Source organism: Bacteroides stercorirosoris (assembly GCF_900142015.1).
Taxonomy (GTDB): Bacteria; Bacteroidota; Bacteroidia; order Bacteroidales; family Bacteroidaceae; genus Bacteroides; species Bacteroides stercorirosoris.
Genome location: NZ_FQZN01000010.1, coordinates 72,710 through 90,223, shown reverse-complemented (window position 1 = coordinate 90,223; position 17,514 = coordinate 72,710). Strand labels below are relative to the sequence as shown.

At 42.6% G+C, this 17,514-nt stretch carries 7 protein-coding genes; all 7 read left to right on the top strand.

The genetic code is table 11. The features are described 5' to 3' along the window. The first annotated feature begins 360 nt into the window (after positions 1–360). The 7 genes from BUC01_RS09320 to BUC01_RS09285 all read left to right on the top strand — a co-directional run bounded on the left by BUC01_RS09320 (position 361) and on the right by BUC01_RS09285 (position 17,513). Positions 361–3,504 (top strand): SusC/RagA family TonB-linked outer membrane protein, encoded by a 3,144-nt coding sequence (locus tag BUC01_RS09320; protein ID WP_073313494.1) that lies wholly within the window; start codon positions 361–363, stop codon positions 3,502–3,504. Positions 3,505–3,525: 21 nt separating this feature from the next. Continuing rightward, complete coding sequence (locus BUC01_RS09315) at positions 3,526–5,391, top strand: RagB/SusD family nutrient uptake outer membrane protein (RefSeq protein WP_025834630.1); 1,866 nt, start codon at positions 3,526–3,528, stop codon at positions 5,389–5,391. Positions 5,392–5,421: 30 nt separating this feature from the next. After that, positions 5,422–8,196, top strand: coding sequence for a SusC/RagA family TonB-linked outer membrane protein (locus BUC01_RS09310; protein ID WP_073313492.1), 2,775 nt, complete (start codon positions 5,422–5,424; stop codon positions 8,194–8,196). Positions 8,197–8,210: 14 nt separating this feature from the next. After that, complete coding sequence (locus tag BUC01_RS09305) at positions 8,211–9,890, top strand: RagB/SusD family nutrient uptake outer membrane protein (protein WP_025834632.1); 1,680 nt, start codon at positions 8,211–8,213, stop codon at positions 9,888–9,890. Positions 9,891–10,021: 131 nt separating this feature from the next. Next, on the top strand, positions 10,022–11,248 hold the full coding sequence (locus tag BUC01_RS09300; RefSeq protein WP_025834634.1) for a glycoside hydrolase family 88 protein: 1,227 nt from the start codon (positions 10,022–10,024) through the stop codon (positions 11,246–11,248). A gap of 4 nt (positions 11,249–11,252) precedes the next feature. Continuing rightward, positions 11,253–13,961: a glycoside hydrolase family 2 TIM barrel-domain containing protein gene (locus tag BUC01_RS09295; RefSeq protein ID WP_073313490.1), complete on the top strand. Its 2,709-nt coding sequence runs from the start codon at positions 11,253–11,255 to the stop codon at positions 13,959–13,961. Between the two features lie 183 nt (positions 13,962–14,144). Then, on the top strand, positions 14,145–17,513 hold the full coding sequence (locus BUC01_RS09285) for a glycoside hydrolase family 2 TIM barrel-domain containing protein (protein WP_025834637.1): 3,369 nt from the start codon (positions 14,145–14,147) through the stop codon (positions 17,511–17,513). Position 17,514: the final 1 nt, after the last annotated feature.

Genomic DNA, 17,514 nt, shown 5'->3' with positions numbered 1-17,514 from the left:
CGGTCTTTACCCCCTATTGTAACGGTCTTTACCTCGGTATGTAACGACCTTTACCTCGGCATGTAACGGGCGTTTCCCTGTGGGGTAACGGAAGTTACGTTGTAGGGTGACGTAAGTTATGTCGTAAGGAGACGGATAATACTACTTAGATTGAGAGGGATAATCATGTTCATTGTGTAAGTGCATAGGGGTAAAAAACGTCCGAAGTGTGGCACAGATTGTCCGAAATACAATTAGTGCACATGTATCATATATGCAGGGAAAGTATAAGTCTGAGAATTAGGCTTAGTTTGCACTGTGCTTATCGAGGTCTTTACATCGTAAGTGCAGAGTTTATAAATATCAATCAAAATCTATTTTATGAGAAACAAAGTATGGTTACTCGCGTTGGCTTTATTGGTCGTGCACTCAGGCAGGGCTTTGGGGGATGAAAGTCATTCCCGGTCAACAGCTATTACACAGCAAGCTAAGACAAAAGTAGTGAAAGGTATTGTGCTGGACGATATGGGTCCGGTTATCGGTGCTACTGTATTTGTGAAGGGAACCCAGAATGGTATGGCAACTAATCTGGATGGAGAATTTACATTGACGGTTCCGATTGGGGCTACCATTGTAGTTTCATTTATAGGCTACGAGGATAGAGAGATTGTCTATAAAGGTGAGTCGGAACTGAAGATAACGTTGACTGAAAATGTTACCACGCTGGAAGAAGTGCAGGTCATCGCTTATGGTACTACTAAGAAAGTAACAGTCACGGGAGCGATTGCTTCGGTGAAATCAGATGAAATCATGAAATCGCCTGTGGGCAGTATCGCTAATGCATTGAGTGGAAAAGTCCCCGGATTATCCAGTGTGCAGTCCAGTGGGCAGCCAGGTGCCGACGATGCTACGATTTATGTGCGTGGTGTGGGTTCGCTGACCGAAGGTTTATCTGCTCCTTTGATGCTTGTAGATGGAGTGGAACGCTCGTTCTATCAGTTGGATCCGAACGAAATTGAAGACATTACGGTATTGAAAGATGCATCAGCGACTGCCGTATTTGGTGTGCGCGGTGCCAATGGTGTTGTGCTGGTCACTACCAAACGCGGACAGGAAGGCAAAGCTAAGATTAGCTTTTCTACCAGTATGGCACTTCAGTTGCCTACCCGTATACCGGAGTTCGCTAATAGTTATGATTACGCAACGACTTACAATAATGCTCAGTTGCGTGATGGAGTGGCAGAAGAAAACCTGGCGTTTACTCCCGAAATGGTGGAAGCATTCCGCACGCACAGCAATCCTTTGATTTATTCGGACACAGACTGGACTGATATGCTGATAAGAAAGACTGCAGTACAGACTCAGCATAACTTTAATATTTCAGGTGGTTCAAAGCGCGTTCGCTATTTTGCCTCGCTGGGTGTGTTTACTCAGGACGGACTTTTTAAAACGTTTGACACGCACGGGCACAAGACCGGTTTTAAATACAACCGCTACAACTACCGTGTGAACATGGATGTGGATGTAACTAAAACCACTTCCATGAAAATCAATCTGGGAGGCCGCCTGACTGACAGGCGTGAGCCTAATTACAATAACGGTACGGCTACAAATGTCAAAAGTTTGTTCAGGGATATATATTGGACAGCTCCCTTTGCAGGACCCGGTATTGTAGATGGAAAGTGGGTTACTGTTAATGCGCAGACATTCGGAAAATTCGGCACTGTGTATGATGCCTTGAACTCTTACTATGGAAAAGGTTTCAATACATATGATAATAATGTGGTGAACTTTGACTTTGTGCTTGATCAGAAACTTGACTTCCTTACAAAGGGCTTGAAAGCTCACGTGAAAGGTGCTTATAATAGTGGTGTGAGCATAACTAAGCGTCGTGAGGGACGTGCTGACCGTTATGAGGCCTTTCTGGGAGAAGGAGGTGAAGTCTTGTTGAAGAAAAACCAGGAGATGCAAACCTTAGGGTATAGCGATGAAAAATACGGTCAGTCCCGTGACTGGTATCTGGAAGCAGCCGTGAATTATCAGAGAAAATTCGGTTCTCATAACGTGTCTGCTCTGTTTATGTATAACCAAAACATGAAATATTACTATTCTGATAAGTCATTCCCCGGTATCCCCCGTAGTTATGTAGGCCTTGTAGGGCGTGCCACTTATGATTATAAAACCCGCTATCTGGCAGATTTCAGTATTGGATATAACGGTTCCGAGAATTTTGCTGAAGGAAGCCGTTTTGGTTTCTTTCCCGCAGGTTCTATAGGATGGATCATTTCGGAAGAGCCGTTCATGAAATCCTTAAAACCATATATCAGCTATCTGAAATTACGCGGTTCGTATGGTATTGTCGGTAATGATATTGTTTCCGACGGTTCCAGGTTCCTGTATCTTCCTGATGCTTATACAATCAGCACTGAAAAATACGGTTTCGGCTCAATAGTTAACAATATATTGGTCGGAGCTAAAGAGTCGAGGATTGGTAATCCGAACGTAACTTGGGAAACAGCAGCCAAACAGAATTATGGCGTTGATCTGCATTTTTTTGACAGTCGCCTGAAAACGTCTTTCGATTACTTTATTGAACACCGCAAAGACATTCTGATATCCCGTAATATCAATCCCGGTTATCTGGCCGTAAGTCTGCCTATCGTAAATATGGGTAAAGTTGATAATAAAGGTTTCGAGGTGACGGCTCGTTGGGAAGACCAGATACAGAATGTAAGATATCATGTCGGGACCAATTGGGGATATGCCAAGAACAAGATTGTGTTTAATGATGAAATTCCTCAGCCTTACGAATGGATGCGCCGGACAGGTCGTCCTGTCGGACAGCAGTTCGGGTATATATATGACGGTTTCTTTACGGAAGAGGAAGCGGCAAATTATGCTTCGCTGAAAGGACAAGAGGGTGGCATACCGGACCATGGCGAAGGCTTTACCCCTTTGGCTGGCGATGTGAAGTATAAGGATTTGAACGGAGACCATAAAATTGATAATAATGATGTTTCTGCCATTGGCAATCCTATTTATCCATTGCTTACGGGCAATCTGTCAATGGGTTTCTCCTGGAAAGGTTTGGATTTCAGCATGACGTGGGCAGGTGCGTTCAAGACTTCCCGTTTGGTTGCTGACTTTTACCGTTATCCGTTTGGAAGTACTAATAATCGCTCTCTGCTGAAGTATATGATAGATGATGCCTGGACGCCGGAGAAGGGAAACTCAGCAAAGGCACCGGCTATTTCGTTGACAAATAGCAAGCCGAACAATTATAAAGATTCTGATTTATGGTTGCGTGACGCTTCTTATGTGCGTCTGAAAAACCTGGAAGTAGGTTATTCTTTCCCTCAAAGCCTTTTGAGTAAGATTCATCTGAGTTCTTTGCGCATCTCTCTTTCCGGTTATAACCTGTTGACGTTTGATGCATTAGGTTTCAGTGACCCCGAAAGTAATCCTAGCGGAGACACCTATCCGTTGGTGAAAGTTATAAACTTTGGATTAAAGGTTGGATTTTAACGCTTAAATAAAAGAAATGATATGAAAAATATAAAGAAACATTTTCATGCTATTGTGTTGCTGCTGGGATTGCTGATTTCTACCAATGCATGCGAGGACTTGGCTTTCGGAGATAAATTCCTGCAAAAGCCCCCCAGCACGGATGTTACAATCGACACGGTCTTTTCAACTGCTGAGTATGCCCGCAGGGTTTTGTGGTATAGTTATCGATATTTGCCGATGGGACTGGAAACGTCGAATAGTTATTGGAATACGATGTGGTTGGGAAATATTGAAGGACTGACGGATTTGAATCAGGATTATCTGGGATATTCTGGGGTTAATAAAGTCTATTATGCCGGTAACTATAATGCCGGTACGGAAAACTCACCGAGAGGGACGTATATGGCTACTAAAGCTCGTTTTAATGACAATGAAACCCACATGTGGTCGGCTATCCGTAATGCCTGGTTAATTGTAGCCAATATCGACAGAGTGCCTGATATGGATCAGGCAGAGAAAGAACGCCTGAAAGCGGAAGCTAAAACTATGGTAGCGGTATATTATGCGCATATGTTGCGTCACTATGGCGGTTTGCCCATTGTGGACAAAGTAATTGCACCGGATGAAGCGGAAATGCCTGCCCGGGCCACTTTACAACAAACAGTCGATTTTATCGTGAGGTTGTTGAACGAAGCTATTGATTGTCCGGAGTTCCCTTGGCATATATCAGAAGCGGAGATGTCTAACTGGGACGGCCGTCTGACGAAGGCCGGTGCAATGGGGCTGAAGGCGAGAGTGCTGCTCTTTGTTGCCAGTCCGCTGTTTAATAATGATCAGCCTTACTTCCAGGGAGCGGCTTCCGACGCGCTGATGACATGGTTCGGAAATTATGATCGTGAACGTTGGAAACATGCGATGGATGCTTGCGAAGCTTTCTTTAAAGCTGTTGACAGTAATGGTTTCTATAAGCTGGTCGAAAAAGAAGATGTCAATCCCAGCGACTATCGTTATGCTTTCCGTGCCGCTTATTTTGACCGTGGCACTACCGAAACTTTAATATCTGTTCGTAGAGAAAATTACTATAAAGCCAACCAACAACCCTACACTAATCAATCTATTCGCTGGGGAGCAATCTGTCCCACAAAGGAATATTTTGATATGTTCCCGACTGCTGACGGAGAGAATTTTGATTGGAATAATCCGGAACATGCAAAGAATCCGTTCATCAATAGAGATCCCCGTTTATCCGAGACTTTCATATTGGACGGAGATCTTTTCCAAAGTAGAACGGCTGGCGTTACAAGGGAGAAGCCGGATGATAAGGAAAATTATCCGGCGGGAAGAGATTGGAATGTAGGACAGGTGACAGCCAAGTCTTTGATGACAGGAATATCTTGTAGAAAATGGGGGCTGGACCGTGCGGGCGAGTATAACGGTCATGTCATCCAGTGGCCTCATCTGCGTATTGCGGAAATTTATTTGAGTTATGCGGAAGCCCTGAATGAGTATAATAATGGCCCGAATGATCTGGCTTACCATTATGTTGATGAAGTACGTGCACGTGTCGGCATGAAGGGACTAAAGAGAGGATTGAGCCAGGAAGAATTCAGAAAAGAGCTCCTTCGTGAGCGTGCTTGCGAATTTGGCTATGAAGAAGTACGCTTTTTCGACTTAATCCGCTGGAAGATGAAGGATAATTTCTCTTCTCCCCTGCATGGATTGAATATCTATAAGAATAAGAATGACGGCAGCTATATTTGTGAAGAGTTTCCGCTTCTGGGAGGAGAACAAAGCCGTGCCTGGTGGAATCCCGGTGGATTCTCGGAAAAATGGTATCTGAGTGCTTTCCCGCAGAATGAAATTAATAAAGGATATGGATTGATACAAAATCCCGGTTGGGAATAATACATCTGAAAAACATAGATAAACAAAAGTATGAATAAAAAGATAAATATCATATTGGCAAGTGTACTGTGCTCATTCAACTTGATGGCACAAGTAGACACACTGACGATTCATAAGGATAAAGTGGTTATAGATTATGGCCGCAATATTACTCATGATGCAAGAGAGGTTACCGGTGCCGTTTCTACGGCTACCAGCGATAAGCTTTCGCATAAGAATAGCATTAATGCCACGAATCAGTTGTTCGGTATGCTACCGGGGTTGCAGGTGTTGCAGAATACCGGTGCGGTTTGGGAAGACGGAGCTACTATGTATGTGCGTGGAATGGGGACTTTGAATTCTAAGAGTCCGCTTGTATTGGTCGATGGTTTCGAACGTTCTCTTAAGGAACTGAGTTCGGAAGAAATAGAGTCGGTCAGCATACTGAAAGATGCCGTAGCTACCAGTTTATACGGTATTCGTGGTGCCAACGGCGTAATTTTAGTTAAGACGAAACGGGGCAGTCTGACCTCTCCTCAGATCAATTTCTCTTATGAGTTTAATATGGCTACTCCGAAGCGTTTACCCGATTTTGTGGATGGATATACTTATGCGTCAGCGTTGAATGAGGCAATGAAGAATGACGGTTCAATGCCGCGTTATTCATCGGCAGAACTGGATGCTTTTAAAAATCAGACCAATCCGTTGTTTTATCCTAATGTAGATTGGGTGGACGAGACACTGCGGGGAGCCAGTTATGGCGATAATATAACCTTTTCGGCACGTGGTGGCGGTAAGTTTGTAAGCTACTATACAATGTTGAACTTTCTGGATAACCGTGGCATTTTGCAGCCCACCGGAGATAATGATGGGTATTCCACTCAACTTAAGTATTCTAAGCTGAATGTTCGTACAAATTTAGATATTACAGCTTCACCTACTACGACTGTACAATTGAATTTATTGGGTAACTTCTCCGAACATAACCGTCCGGGAACAGGGGTTGGTGATATCTTTACGGCCATATACCAAGTTCCTGCCGGTGCGTTTCCCATCAAGACGGAAAGGGGAATTTGGGGAGGTACTACGACCTATGGAAATAATCCGGTCGCTAATATTTCAGGTAAGGGATACGCCCGTTCTCAGACTCGTGCCTTGTTTGCCGATATACATTTGAAACAGGATTTGGCGGCTCTGTTGCCGGGACTGACAGGTGGTATTAAAGTCGCATTGGATAACACTGCTGCCTATTGGGACAGCAACACGAAGAACTTCGGTTACGAATCGGCTGTTCTGGATTTGGAGACAGGGGAGAAAGAGTTTAAAACTCATGCCAATGAAGGTACACTCTCCTATTCAAAAAGTGTAGGCTCCGTTACCACTCACTTCAACTTTGAGGCCTATGCCAACCTTGCCAGGAAGTGGGGCAAGCATGATTTGAATGCTACTTTCATGTATTCCATGGATAAGATAAAGTCAAAGGGACGTAATACGGGACGCGCTTTTATGGATGTAATAGGCCAGGCACATTATGCATATAATAATCGCTATTTGGTAGATTTGTCATTGTCCGGTTCTGCATCCAGCATACTCGATCCCGATGACCGTTGGGGAATATTCCCGGCTATTGGTGCAGGCTGGATTCTGTCGGAAGAAAGTTTTCTGAAGAACAACTGGCTGAACTTCCTGAAATTGAGGGCTTCGTATGGTATTTCAGGACGTGCTGATTATGACGTAAACCTGTTTCAGGATATTTACGGTAGCGGAGGCTCATACTTTTTTAAGAATACTCCAACTTCTATTAGTGGCATGAAACTGACTCAATTGGGAGTTGAGGGACTGACATACGAAAAGTCTCATAAACTGAATGTCGGAGTTGATTTCAAAGCCTGGAATAAATTGTCATTGGCTATTGATGCTTTTTATGATCATCGTACGGACATTCTTGTTAGTGGCAATAATGCGGTTTCTGGTATATTAGGTATGTCAGTGCCGAAAGCCAATGACGGGGTTGTTGACAATAAAGGTGTTGAAATTGCTTTGAACTGGGATGATAAGATTTCGAATTTCACTTACCACGTAGGCGGGCAGTTCTCATTTGTACGCAACAAGATTATAGAACAAAATGAAGAATATCGTCCTTATGATTATCTGAAGCGTACAGGAGGTTCTTTAAATCAGCTTTTTGGTTATGAAGTGGTGGGGATTTATCAATCACAGGAAGAGATTGATAATCGTGAAGTCAAACAATACCTGGGTGATGTGCGCCCTGGAGATCTGATGTTTAAGGATCAGAACGGTGATAACCGGATAGATGATTATGACCAGGTAGCGTTAGGGTATAACTCTACATGTCCCGAAATTTATTATTCGTTTGATTTGGGAGCAGAATATAAAGGGCTGGGTGTGTATGCTCTGTTTCAAGGCACAGGTAATTACAGCAAAATGTTGGATACAAGAAGTATTTATCGTCCTATAGTAGGTAACAATACGATTTCTACTTATTATTATGAGAACCGCTGGAGCGAGACAAATCCGAACGGTACCCTTCCGCGCCTTACTTATTCAGGATCGGATAATAACTATAACAATAATTCATTGTGGGTAGCTGATGCCTCTTTCTTGAAGCTGAGAACATTGGAAATGTACTATAAACTTCCGGAAAAACTGTTGAAGAGGACCGGTTTTCTGGGTGGAGCGAAAATCTTTGCCCGTGCGCATGACTTGTTCTGCATTGATGGAATTGATATCCGTGATCCGGAGGCTATCGGTGCATCGCATCCTACTATGACTCAATATGCATTTGGATTTAATTTATCTTTCTAAAAAAGTAGAACAATATGAAATCTATAAATAAATATATAATAATATTTCTGTCACTGTTTTTATTTGCTGCCTGTGATTTCATGGACTGCAATGAGTCGGATTATTATTCAAAAGAGCAGATTCAGGGAAGTTATGCACGTGTTAAGCAATTTGTAACGAATGTCTATAGTTATTTGCCTCAGGATTTCTGTAGTATTGACGGAGCGATGCAGGATGCAGCTACGGATGATGCCGTACATGTTTACCGAACATCAAAGGTACAGAGATTTGTAAATGGAACCTGGTCTGCCAATGCTACGATTGATGACAAATTTTCCAACTATTATTCAGGAATTCACGATGCCAATTTCTATTTGGAAAATATGGTCGGACTGACTTTCGAAGACTGGAAGTATGGAGACGAATATGAAGACTGGATGAAGGAGTATCCGAATTATGAATATGAAGTTCGTTTCTTGCGTGCATTCTTCTATTTTGAATTGGTGAAGCGTTATAGGAATATCCCGTTAATAACAAAAGTTGTTACTAAAGAAGAGGCGAATAAGGCAGAACCTGTATCAGCCGATGTAATCTTGGATTTTATTATTTCCGAATGTACGGAAATGGCCAGACTGCTTCCGGTGAGTTATGCCAACTTCGGAAAAGAACAGGAGACAGGACGTGTGACGAAGGGAGTTGCCTTGGCGTTGAAAGCTCGTGCCGCATTATATGCTGCAAGTCCTTTGTTTAATCCGGATAACGATAAAAGTAAATGGATTGCCGCTGCAGAAGCCTCTTATGAAATTATAGGCAACCAGTCTGCTCTGGGATATACTTTGGATAAGAATTTTGCAAATCTGTTCGGAGCGCAGAATAATAGAAGCCAGGAGGTCATTTGGGCTCGTCCTAACGGAGAAAATAATGGTTTTGAAGCTTCTAACTTTCCCATGGGAGTGACAGGCGGGAAGACATCTACTTGTCCGACAGACAATCTGGCAAGCGCGTTTGAAATGAATAACGGTGAACCTTTTGATTGGAATAATGAAGCCATGCGTGAGAATCCTTATGCTCAGAGAGATCCTCGTTTTTATCTGACCATTGTTCATAACAGTATGAAATGGCCGGCAGATAAGGAAGTGGAAATATGGGAAGGAGGAAGCAATGGGTTACCATTGACGAATGCTACGACGACAGGGTATTACTTGCGTAAGTATGTCAACAGTAGTGTAAGCTTTGAGGCAGGTGCGCCAACTACAAAAGCCCATCACAACTGGATATTGTTCAGATATGCAGAAGTATTGCTGAACTATGCTGAGGCTATGGTCAATGCCTATGGTGATATTACATTTACGAATGAAAAATGTGGTATATCTGCATTACAGGCTGTAAATCAGGTGCGTGGCAGAGATGGAGTAAAGATGCCTGCATTGTCTGAAACTTTATCGTCGGCAGATTTTCTGAAACGTCTGAAGAATGAACGTAGAGTTGAACTTGCTTTTGAAGGGCATCGTTTTTGGGATCTTCGTCGATGGAAAGAACTGGATGCTTCGAAGGATATTTATGGAGTGAAGATAACGAAGGAAGAAGCAGACGTAAAATATACAAGGCAATTATTGGATACACGTTCTGTTGATGATAAGTTATACTTCTATCCGATTGCTAATACGGAACTTTTCAAGAATGATAAATTGGAACAGAATCCGGGCTGGAAATAGCAAGTGTAGTAAATATAGACAAAGAAAGGCCGTTGTTGCATTGAAAAGTCAGAGCGGCCTTTCTGCTAATTATCCGGTATGGATTATATACATTAAATAAATAATAATTATTTAGGTAAAAGGGATTAAGGATGAAAATGAATAAACTTTGGATATTGTGTTTGCTTGTTCTTTGCTCGTGTGGCACAAAGAATGAGGAAAATATTGTGTCTCGTGGCTTTGAACGGGCAGAACAGCAACTTTCCGCTCAGTTGAAAGCGATACCGGAACCTACTGAGTATCCGCGTACCATCAAAGACGGAAAATTGAAAACTACGAAAAAGAATGATTGGACTGAAGGATTCTATCCGGGATGCCTGTGGTATGTGTATGAATATAATCGTAATGAAGACTGGAAAGAGGCTGCGATAAAATGGACCGAAGCTCTTGAACCGTTGAAGAAGCTGACCAATCACCATGATATCGGTTTTCTGATGTACTGTAGTTTTGGCAATGCGTATCGTTTGACCGGTAATGAAAACTATAAAGATATCCTGGTAGAGTCTGCCCGTTCACTGTGTACCCGTTTTAATGAGAAGACGGGTTGTATAGAGTCATGGAATTATCGAAAAGCGTGGAACGGAATAGATGAATGGTTCTATCCTGTAATCATTGATAATATGATGAATCTGGAACTTCTGTATTTTGCAACGAAGGTAACAGGAGATTCTGTGTATGCACATATTGCTAATACGCATGCTGAAACTACTGCGAAGAACCAGTTCCGTGCAGACTACAGTAATTATCACGTAGTGAATTATGACGAAGATACCGGAAAGGTACTTCATAAAGCTACTTGTCAGGGCTTTTCGGACAATTCTGCCTGGGCACGTGGACAGGCATGGGCTATTTACGGCTATACGATGGCTTATCGTGAGACAAAAAGAAAAGATTTTCTGGATATGGCCGTACATACAGCCGACTTTTGGCTGAATCATTCTAATTTGCCGGAAGACGGGGTGCCATATTGGGATTTCAATGCCGGACAGGAAGGGTATGTGCCTGATTGGAACTATGACCCGCAGATGTTTAAGGAAGTACCGCGTGATGCTTCAGCGGCAGCTGTTGCTGCTTCGGCTTTTCTGGAGTTGGCAGATTATGTGGCTGGTGGGGAAAAATATGATCAGGCGGCTGAACGTATATTGAAGAGTCTCTCTTCTCCGGCTTATCTGGCGGAAACAGGTACAAACTGTAATTTTATTCTTATGCATAGCGTAGGAAGCATTCCTCATGAGAGCGAGATAGATGTTCCTTTAGTATATGCAGATTATTATTATCTGGAAGCATTATTGAGATATAATAGTAAGCAAAAAAAGTAATTCCATGAAATATACCAAAACTATATTTTCCGGGCTGATTTGTGTGATATTCTTTTTACTGCAACTTTTCGCTTTAGGCGTGCAGGCTGGTGAGTCGCGTTTTTCTACGGCAGGTTTTTATGAACTTGCCGGTAGTGGCCGCGAAGTATATAACATGAATGTGGGATGGCGGTTTTATAAAGGGAGTTGTCCGGAGGCATGGCAAAGAGACTTTGATGATTCTTCATGGGAAGTTGTGAGTATACCGCATGGACTCGAACTACTCCCTGAAGAAGCTAGTGGCAGTATTAATTATCAAGGAGAGGCATGGTACAGGAAAACCTTTTCCGTACCTGAAGACTTGAAAACTAAAAAAGTTTATCTGCATTTTGAAGGTATTATGGGTAAGTCACGGATCTGGCTTAACGGAAAACTACTTAGAGAACATTTCAACGGTTATCTACCCGTCATTGTAGATATAACGGAAGGATTGAATTTTGAGGGAGAGAATACGTTGAGCATTTGTGCGGATAATAGTGATGATTCTTCTTTTTTACCCGGTAAACCTCAGCAAGCTTTGGACTTTACTTATTTTGGAGGTATTTACAGGGACTGTTTCTTGGTAGCTCATGGTCATGTGCATATTACGGATGCTAATTATGAAGATGAGATTGCGGGTGGCGGTGTTTTTATTCATTATCCTTTTGTTTCGGAAGATAAGGCTCAAATAGGAGTGAAAATTCATCTGCGTAACGAGTCGACAGGATTGTTTAAGGGAAAACTTTTGTTGACGTTACGGGATGCCTGCGGTAAAGAAATTAGTAAAGGAGTGAAAAGTCTTTCGTTGCGAAAAGGTAAGGCAGACCATTACGACATGAATCTGTATGTAGATTGTCCGGCGCTTTGGACACCTGACTCTCCCATTTTGCATCAATTAGAAATTAAGTTGGCTGGTGAAGACGGCGTTTTCATTGATGGAATGTCGCAGAAAATAGGAATTCGTAAGATAGAATATAGAGGGGAAGATGGATTATATTTGAACAATAAACCCTATCGGGATAAACTGATAGGGGTTAATCGTCATCAGGATTTTGCCATTATCGGTAATGCGCTGCCCAATTCATTGCATTGGCGCGATGCAAAAAAACTGCGTGATGCCGGAGTACGTATCGTGCGCTGTATCCATTACCCGCATGACCCCGCTTTTCTGGATGCCTGCGACGAGTTTGGCATTTTAACGATATTAGCTGTTGCCGGATGGCAATTCTGGAATGATGAACCTGTCTTTTCCGAAAGGGCTTACTCTGATATTCGTGGTCTGGTTCGTCGTGATCGTAATCATCCTTCTACTTTTATGTGGGAACCGGTATTAAATGAAACGCATTTTCCAAAGGAATATGCCTATAATGCGAAAAAAATAGTTGATGAAGAATACCCGTATGAGCAAGCTCTTTCTGCTTGTGACCCCGGTTCACCGGGAAGTGATTGCTTTCCTGTGATTTATACTCATCCCACATCTGTATCTGGCGGCAAGAAATCGGTTTATAATGCCGGTACGTTGAAAGAAGAGACGATGTACTTCACTCGGGAGTTCGGCGATAATGTAGATGATTGGAATTCCCATAATTCAAATAGTAGAGTACATCGTTCGTGGGGGGAAAGCCCCATGTTGCAGCAAGCAGTGCATTATGCTTCTCCTGCCTATGCTTATACGTGTTTGGAGACACTTTATGCCTCTCAACCTGCACATGTGGGTGGAACTTTGTGGCATGCGTTTGATCATCAGCGTGGATATCACCCTCAACCGTTTTATGGTGGAATAATGGATGCTTTTCGGCAACCTAAGATATCTTATTATATGTTTATGGCACAGAGGCCTTCTGAAAAATTGGATAAACTTCCGGCAGAGAACGGTCCCATGGTTTATATAGCGAATGAGATGACGCCTTTTTCACCCCAAGACGTTACGGTCTATTCTAATTGTGAAGAAGTGCGTTTGACTGTTTTTGAGAATGGGAAAAAGTACATTTATCAACGTTCCGCCGATGAGCGCAAAATGCCTGCTCCCATTATCACTTTTAAGGATGCGTTTCATTTTATGGATTTGAAAGCTTTGGCTCGCGCCGGAAAACAAAAAGAGGTGTATATATTGGCGGAGGGCTTGATTAATGGTGAAATTGTGGTAACGAATAAAAAGTATCCTTCCTGGCGGCCGGCAAGTCTGCGTCTTCGTGTAGATGATGACGGGTTGCCCTTACGTGCCGATGGTTCGGATGTTGTTACAGTGATAGCGGAAATTGTGGACGAGAAAGGTACGGTGAAACGGTTGAACAATACTTCTGTGCGTTTCACGGTTACAGGTGAGGCTGTATTGTTAGGGGATTGCGATATTGCATGTAATCCTGTACCTGCCCACTGGGGGAGTGCTCCGGCTCTGATTCGTGCAACAACAAATGCAGGAAAGATAAATATCCGTGCAGAGGTATTGGGCGAAGGAGTGCACGCGATTGCTCCTTGTGAGTTTGAATATGAGTCTGTGAAGCCTGTGGCACGTTTTATCTGTAATCCGGTTGAGATTCAGAGTAAGGTGAAAACGGAAGTTACAACTCATGGGATAAATAGTGAGGAACTTGATTCCATGAAGAAGGAAATATTACGATTAAAGAAAAAGATTTCAAAATATGAATTACGTGAAGTAGAAATACAACAAGAAAGTTTTGGAGAAAAAAAATAATATCTATATTTGGGACACATCTGAAACATATCGGAAATGTATTTACCTTGTATGTTCTCCGGACAGAGACTTTTCGGGACGGAAACTGCAGGGTATGTGCGAAATAAATAGGTCACAGACACATTTTCGGCAGAAGAAGCAGGGCGTTGATCCAGATGAGATGAAATTTAATAATCTGGTAGTATGAAAAAAAGTATAGTAAGTTTAGTCGGAGTATGCCTGTTAGGCACTTCATTTACAACAATGGCTGATGACGTCAAAAGTTCTAAAATTCCTTATTGGCAAGATATTCAGACCGTCTCCGTGAATAGGGAAGCCCCTCGTACAGCTTTCATGACGTATGACACTCGTCAGGCGGCATTGAATGGGAAGTATGAAAACAGCAAATATTATAAGTTGCTCAATGGAACCTGGAAATTCTATTATTCTGATTCGCATCGTAATTTACCCGCAGATGTTGTTCAAACGGTAGCTGAGATGAAGGGATGGAATGATATTCAGGTTCCTGGAAACTGGGAAGCGCAAGGATATGGCATACCCATTTATACCAATCACGGATATGAGTTTAAGGCACTTAATCCACAACCTCCGCAGTTGCCCGATGATATACCGGTAGGCATTTATCGCCGGGAAATAACGGTTCCGGAAGATTGGATGTCACGTGATATTTACCTGCATATAGCAGGTGCAAAATCCGGAGTCTATGTATACCTGAACGGACAGGAAGTAGGTTATAATGAAGATTCTAAAAATCCGGCAGAATTTCTGATAAACAAGTATCTACGGGACGGCAAGAATACACTGGTGCTGAAAATATTCCGCTGGAGTACCGGTTCATATCTGGAGTGCCAGGATTTTTGGCGTCTGAGCGGTATTGAACGTGACGTCTTTCTTTATTCTCAGCCCAAAACGGCAGTGAAAGATTTCCGGGTGGTTTCTACTCTGGACGATAGTTATACAAATGGTATTTTAAAATTGGCTGTTGATATTCGTAATAATGTTCCATCGGGTAAAAACTTGCAGGTGCTTTATGAATTGATAGATAAGTCTTCCGGAAAGACTGTTGTGACGTCCACAGAGAACTGCGATGTGAAAGGTGCAGGCGTCCGGACAGTCACATTTGATGCAAACCTGCCGGAAGTAAAAACCTGGACTTCCGAATCTCCTAATCTATATAAACTGTTGATTACACTGAAAGAAGGAGATAAGGTGACTGAGGTGATTCCTTTCAATGTTGGTTTCCGGCGAATTGAAATCAAGGAAATCGCTCGGAAAGCTAAGAATGGAAAGCCGTATGTAGTACTTATGATTAACGGTCAACCTTTAAAGTTGAAGGGAGTCAATATCCATGAGCATGATGAACAAACAGGTCACTATGTAACGGAAGAACTGATGCGCAAGGATTTTGAACTGATGAAGCGTAATAATATAAATACGGTTCGTCTCTGTCATTATCCTCAGGATCGCCGTTTTTATGAATTATGTGATGAATTCGGACTGTATGTATATGATGAGGCTAATATAGAATCACATGGAATGTATTACGATTTGCGCAGAGGCGGAACATTAGGTAACAATCCGGAATGGCTGAAGCCGCATATGTATCGTACAATGAATATGTATGAACGCAATAAAAACTATCCTTCCGTAACATTCTGGTCTTTGGGAAATGAGGGAGGTAATGGTTACAATTTCTATCAGACATACCTATGGTTGAAAAATCAGGATAAGAATCTGATGGATAGACCCGTGAATTATGAGCGTGCACAATGGGAATGGAATACGGATATGTATGTGCCGCAATATCCCAGTGCGGAATGGTTGAGATATATTGGAGAAACAGGCTCAGACCGTCCGGTAGTTCCTTCGGAATACTCTCATGCCATGGGGAATTCGAATGGTAATCTGTGGGATCAGTGGAAAGAGATTTATAAATATCCTAATCTCCAAGGCGGATATATCTGGGATTGGGTGGATCAAGGACTGTTGAGAACGGATGAAAATGGACGCCAGTACTGGGCATACGGAGGTGATTACGGTGTGAATATGCCGAGTGACGGTAACTTCTGTTGCAATGGTTTGGTTGGTCCTGACCGCAAACCGCATCCCGCCATAGCGGAAGTGAAATATGCGCACCAGAATGTAGCTTTCAAGGCTGTTGATGCAGCTGCCGGTAAGTATCAGGTTGTAAATCGTTTCTATTTTACTAATCTGAAAAAGTATGCCGTTCAGTATGAATTACGCGCTAACGGCATTGTCGTGAGAAAAGGAAAACTGACATTAGATGTAGCTCCACAGGCGGAAAAAGAGTTTTCTATTCCTGTGAAAAATATGAAAGGAAAAGCCGGAGTGGAATACTTTGTACATTTCAGCGTATTTACCACTCAACCTGAGCCGCTGATACCGGCAGGATATGAAATAGCTTATGAACAGTTTAGATTACCGGTAGATGCCGACAAAGTGGTATATAAAACATCAGGTCCGGCTTTAAATCCGAAAGAAGAAGGAAGTAACTTGGTTGTTTCTTCCCCTAAGGTCTATTTTGAGTTCAATCGTGCTTCTGGAATGGTTACTTCCTATAAAGTGAATGGTATTGAATATTTTGATAAGGGCTTTGGAGTGCAACCTAACTTCTGGCGGGCACCTAATGATAATGATTACGGTAACACTAATCCGAAACGTTTGCAGATATGGAAGATGTCAAGCCGTAACTTTAAAGTAAGTGATGCATCTGTAAGAATGAAAGGAAAAAATGCGGTGGTGAGTGCGGTATATACCTTGCCGGCCGGTAATCAATATCTGGTAGATTATAAAATATATCCGGATGGAGTGGTCAATGTAGCGGTGAAGTTTACCTCAACCAATCAGAATGCGGTGGAAACTGATATCCTGGAAGATACCCATCTTGCTACTTATACTCCCGGTAAGAAACAGGAAAAGAAAAATCAACTTGAAGTACCTCGTATCGGTGTACGTTTCCGCATACCGCAAGAAATGAATGTCGTAGAATATTTTGGTCGCGGACCGGAAGAAAATTACATAGACCGTAATGCGGGAGCTATGGTAGGACGTTATAGGACAACTGCTGACGATATGTATGTAAACTATGTGCGTCCACAAGAAAATGGACATCGTACTGATACCCGTTGGGTAGCTTTAACGGATAAGGAGGGGCGTGGTCTACTGATACAGGCAGATCAGACCATAGGTTTCAATGCATTGAGGAATACGGTGGAAGATTTTGACTCGGAAGAATCATCACACCCTTATCAATGGCGTAACCGTTCTCCGGAGGAAATAGAAGATCATAATGTGGATGAAGCCAGAAATGTCATGCGAAAAATGACTCATGTCAATGACGTTATTTTCCGGGATTTTGTAGAAGTATGTGTTGATATGAAGCAACAGGGGGTAGCCGGTTATGACAGTTGGGGAGCAAAGGTACAACCCGGTTATACGATACCCGCTAATCAGGATTATGAGTGGGGATTTACATTGGTGCCAGTGCGAACGGAGAATGATCTTGACCGGTCACTTCGCTATGATTATTGAA

Coding starts and splice junctions, on each gene's coding strand:
- BUC01_RS09305 (WP_025834632.1), top strand. CDS start 8,211: ATGAAATCTATAAATAAATATATAATAATATTTCTGTCACTGTTTTTA.
- BUC01_RS09315 (WP_025834630.1), top strand. CDS start 3,526: ATGAAAAATATAAAGAAACATTTTCATGCTATTGTGTTGCTGCTGGGA.
- BUC01_RS09320 (WP_073313494.1), top strand. CDS start 361: ATGAGAAACAAAGTATGGTTACTCGCGTTGGCTTTATTGGTCGTGCAC.
- BUC01_RS09300 (WP_025834634.1), top strand. CDS start 10,022: ATGAAAATGAATAAACTTTGGATATTGTGTTTGCTTGTTCTTTGCTCG.
- BUC01_RS09310 (WP_073313492.1), top strand. CDS start 5,422: ATGAATAAAAAGATAAATATCATATTGGCAAGTGTACTGTGCTCATTC.
- BUC01_RS09295 (WP_073313490.1), top strand. CDS start 11,253: ATGAAATATACCAAAACTATATTTTCCGGGCTGATTTGTGTGATATTC.
- BUC01_RS09285 (WP_025834637.1), top strand. CDS start 14,145: ATGAAAAAAAGTATAGTAAGTTTAGTCGGAGTATGCCTGTTAGGCACT.